Genomic DNA, 4,332 nt, shown 5'->3' with positions numbered 1-4,332 from the left:
CCGCTTGGAAGGTGCCTGCCGCTGCCAACGCATGGCGGCAGATGAAGGACATGGCAGGCGGCGGCCCGCTGGTGTTTGACGACGGGCACCACAAATTCGCGCTCGCATGGCACTTTATGGGCATGCCGTCTGACGTGCACGCCTTTATCGGCCAGACCGAAGTGTTCAAGGGCATTTATCTGGATGCCCCGTCCATGGTGTCCTTCCGTTTCCCCGGCAACAAGATCGGCAATCTGGAGGTGGTTTACTCTCCAGAGCTGGAAATCGCGACCAAGCACTACGCGCAGGATGACCGGGTTGAGATCACCGGAACGCAAGGCGTCCTCTGGATCAACTGCGGCCACGGCTCCATTGGCAACCCTGCACCACTGATTCATTACCGCGAAGGCAAAGTCACCGAGTACCGCGATATCTACGCGGGCTGGGAGCAAAGCTTCGTCAACTCCACACGCCACTACCTTGATGCAATCACAGAAGGTGGTGACCCGATCCTGACAGCACGGCAAGGCCGTGATGTTCTCAAGTTTGCGCTGGCGGCAGAAGATTCTGCACGTACTGGCCAGACGATCAGCTTCTAAGCGGCGAGGTACAGAGATGTCTTTATCTGTTCCAGGCAGCATGCAAGAGCGCGCCAATTGGCTTCGAGCCCAGGGCGGACTTGAAGCTGCCATCGCTGCAGGCCATTTCGCTGAGCAAGTAACCATGACGCTGTCTGAGGCTCTGGTTCTGGGCCTGATGCGTCAGGGCGTCACCAAGTATCTGGCAATCTTCGGCCACGGTTCTACCGAGTTAGGTGAAGTGCTGCGCGTCTATGAAGATGCTGGCCTTGTGCGTACATGGCAGTTCCGCAATGAGGTGGAAATGGCCCATGCAGGCACAGCGCTGCGCTGGGTGTATGGCGAGGTTTGTGCGGTTGTCACCTCCATCGGCCCCGGTGCGTTGCAAGCCATGGCAGGTTCTTTAGCAGCTGCCTCCAACGGCATTGGCCTCTATCACATCTATGGTGATGAGACGACCTTTGGCGAAGGCTACAACATGCAGCAGGTGCCAAAGCCACAGCAGGGCCTGTTCCAACAGATCACCTCGGCCATGTCTCAGGCCTACACACTGCACACGCCAGAAGCGCTGCGCAATGCTCTGCGCATGGGTGCCAGTTGCGTCTACCATCCGTTCAAGGCAGCCCCGTTCTACCTGAACCTGCCACTCAACACCCAACCACAAAAACTGGATATCCGGCTGGACAGTCTGCCGACCCTTCCAACCTACGAGCCAACCATTCCAGCCGTAGACCATAACCTGCTGGAAGCCGTGGAGCTGTTGAAGTCCACCAGCAAGATCGCCATCAAGGCAGGCGGTGGGTCCCGTCCATTTGCTGAGGAACTTCGCGCCCTTGCCGAAGCCTCTGGTGCAGTGGTGGTGGAATCTCCGGGCTCACTGGGCATCCTGCCAGATGCGCATCCGCAGAACATGCATGTGGGTGGCTCCAAAGGGTCCATCAGCGGCAATCACGCCATGCAGGAAGCAGAGCTTCTGGTTGCCATCGGCTCGCGCGCTGTGTGCCAGAGTGACTGCTCCGGTATGGGGTGGCCAAAGGCAAAACACGTCATCAACATCAACGCCGATCCGATGGATGTGCAGCACTATGCCCAGACCACGGCATTGAATGGAGACATCGGCGAGGTGGTGAAACTGCTGCTTGCTGAGCTCGCAAAAGGCGGTGTCGCCAACAAAGCTGACTGGCTGAAAGACTGTGCTGCAAAGAAAAGCGAATGGACTGCCTTCAAGGCAGATCGCTATGCAGCAGGGCGGGTGAGTGACCCCATGTGGGGGCAAGGGGTCCTCACCCAGCCGCAAGCCATCAAAGCCGCTTCTGACTTTTGCAAAAAACACGGTGCCATCAAGCTTTTCGACGCAGGCGACGTGCAGGCCAATGGCTTTCAGGTGGTGGAAGATGACCGCGTCGGCGAAACCATCACCGAAACCGGTGCTTCCTATATGGGCTTTGCCGTTTCTGCACTTATCGCAGGCGGCGTAGCGGACAATGGGAAATACTCTGTCGCATTTACCGGTGACGGCTCCTTCATGATGAACCCCCAAGTGTTGATCGACGGTGTGGAGCACGGCGTGCATGGCACCGTTTTGATCTTCGACAACCGCCGCATGGCTGCCATCAGCCACCTTCAGCTTGCTCAGTACGGCAAGGATTACCGCACCAATGACGGTGTGGCTGTCGATTACATCGCCATGGCAAACGCGGTGGATGGCGTGCTTGCGCTTTCTGGCGGAAACAGCGCGGAAGATTTGAGTGACGCACTGGAAAAAGCCAGAGCACACACAGGTCTCAGCGTGGTGCATGTGCCGGTTTATTACGGAGAAGATCCGGCGGGTGGCATGGGCGCTTATGGCAATTGGAACGTTGGCAACTGGTGCGATGACGTTCAGAACAAATATTTGGAAATGAGCATTTAATCATGACAGATGCGAAGCTTCTTATTGATGGAAACTGGGTACCTGCCAGCAATGGCGACACCCGTGACGCGCATAGTCCGGTGACCGGCAAAACCATCGGCACCATTGCAGCCGCAAGCGCAGATGACATTGCCACAGCCCTGAAGCTGGCGAAGGACACGTTCCCGAAATGGGCTGCGGTTCCGGCATGGGAGCGCGCCAAGGTGCTGCGCAAGGCCGCTGATCTGATCCGCGAACGAACACAGGACATTGCCCGTGTGATGTCCCTTGAAACCGGCAAACCGCTGGCAGAGGCCATTGGAGAGACCGGAGCAGCAGCAGACCAGTTTGAATGGCAGGCAGAAGAAGCCAAGCGCATCTACGGCCAGACCATTCCGGGCCGCAATGCAGATGAACGCCTGACTGTAAACTACCAGCCAGTCGGTCCATCTTTGGCACTTTCCGCCTGGAACTTCCCAGCCTTACTGCCCGCCCGCAAAATTGCGGCAGCTCTGGCGGCAGGGTGCTCTGTCATTGCTCGTCCTGCTTCTGAAGCCGCCGGCCCATGCTTTGCCATTGGGCAGGCCCTAATGGATGCTGGCCTGATGCCGGGGGCTCTGGCTATTTTGACTGGCGACAGCCGCACGCTGGCTCCAGCGCTGATCAATGCACCAGAAATCCGCAAGGTGTCGCTGACCGGCTCTGTGCCCGTGGGCAAAGACGTGATGCGTCAGTGTGCAGATGGCATGAAGAAAGTCACCATGGAGCTGGGCGGTCATGCCCCTGTGGTCATCCATAAGGACTTTGACCCGATTGCAGCAGCCCAGAAACTGGCAGCCACAAAGTTCCGCAATTGCGGTCAGGTTTGCATATCTCCAAGCCGCTTCTACGTGCACTCTTCCATCGCGAAGGAGTTTGCCGAAGAGTTCGCCCGCTATGCCAAATCTCTCGTGGTTGGTGATGGATTGGAAGACGGTGTCAACACTGGACCACTTATCCGCCAGCGCGCGGTAGACCATGCATTGCGGCTGACAGAGAATGCCATCGCAAAAGGGGCTGACCTGCTGGCAGGTGGTAAGCAGCCGGAAAACCTGCCCGATGGCAGTTTCCTTGAGCCGACGGTTCTGATGAACGTGCCGGACGATGCCGCGATCATGATTGAGGAGCCTTTCGCTCCAGTCGCGCCGATCTCCACCTTTGATGATGTGGAAGACGTGATTGAACGAGCCAACAACACGCCGTTTGGTCTGGCAGCCTATGTGTTCTCCTACGACAGCGCATTGGCACTCAAAACCGCTGAACGACTGGAAGCTGGCATGGTTGGCATCAACGAGACGCTCCTTGCAACCGCAGAAGCACCGTTTGGCGGCAACAAGGAAAGTGGCTTTGGCCGTGAGGGTGGCTCGCTCGGCATCATGGATTACCTTGTTCCGAAATACACCCGCCACCTGCTAATCTCACGAGAGATCTGATGAGCAAAAAAGTACAGGGGCTGGAAAACGGCCTGACAAACTATGGCGACAAGGGCTTTGCCCGCTATTTGCGCCGTTCCTTCGCCAAGTCCATGGGCTACACGGATGCAAGTCTGGACAAGCCAATCGTCGGCATCTGTTACACCGAGAGCGGGTTCAACAACTGCCATAGACATTTTCCCGAGATGCTGGAAGCCATTAAACGCGGCGTGCTGGCCTCCGGCGCTCTGCCGGTGCCGTTCCCGATCATGTCTCTGGGTGAGGTGTTCCTGAGCCCAACCTCCATGGTCTATCGCAACCTGATGGCCATGGCAGTGGAAGAGATGATTACCGCACAGCCGATGGACTCCGTTGTGTTGATGGGGGGCTGTGACAAGACCGTTCCGGCCCTGTTGATGGGGGCAGCTTCCGC

The 4,332-nt window shown here is 57.5% G+C and carries 4 protein-coding genes; all 4 read left to right on the top strand.

Going from position 1 to position 4,332, the window contains the following annotated elements; translation table 11 throughout:
• Positions 1-578 (top strand): Gfo/Idh/MocA family oxidoreductase (locus tag PsW74_RS29795; protein ID WP_244277869.1); only part of this gene is annotated, 578 nt, incomplete at its 5' end.
• Between the two features lie 16 nt (positions 579-594).
• Positions 595-2,469 (top strand): thiamine pyrophosphate-dependent enzyme, encoded by a 1,875-nt coding sequence (locus PsW74_RS15920; protein ID WP_063287783.1) that lies wholly within the window; start codon positions 595-597, stop codon positions 2,467-2,469.
• 2 nt (positions 2,470-2,471) lie between these two features.
• A complete protein-coding gene (locus tag PsW74_RS15915) occupies positions 2,472-3,920 on the top strand; it encodes an NAD-dependent succinate-semialdehyde dehydrogenase (protein ID WP_063287782.1) in 1,449 nt (482 codons plus the stop codon).
• Positions 3,920-4,332, top strand: a 413-nt coding sequence (locus PsW74_RS29790) for a dihydroxy-acid dehydratase (protein WP_244277868.1), incomplete at its 3' end; no start/stop codon positions are given. The genes PsW74_RS15915 and PsW74_RS29790, both read left to right, overlap by 1 nt.

Origin of the sequence: Pseudovibrio sp. W74 (assembly GCF_001623085.1) — a bacterium.
In the GTDB taxonomy this organism is placed as follows: domain Bacteria; phylum Pseudomonadota; class Alphaproteobacteria; order Rhizobiales; family Stappiaceae; genus Pseudovibrio.
The sequence above is the reverse complement of the archived record's forward strand: the minus strand, read 5'-3'. Positions and strand labels throughout refer to the sequence as shown.

Bases quoted from the DNA above. Each gene is read 5' to 3' on its own strand.
- PsW74_RS15915 (WP_063287782.1), top strand. From the start codon at position 2,472: ATGACAGATGCGAAGCTTCTTATTGATGGAAACTGGGTACCTGCCAGC.
- PsW74_RS15920 (WP_063287783.1), top strand. From the start codon at position 595: ATGTCTTTATCTGTTCCAGGCAGCATGCAAGAGCGCGCCAATTGGCTT.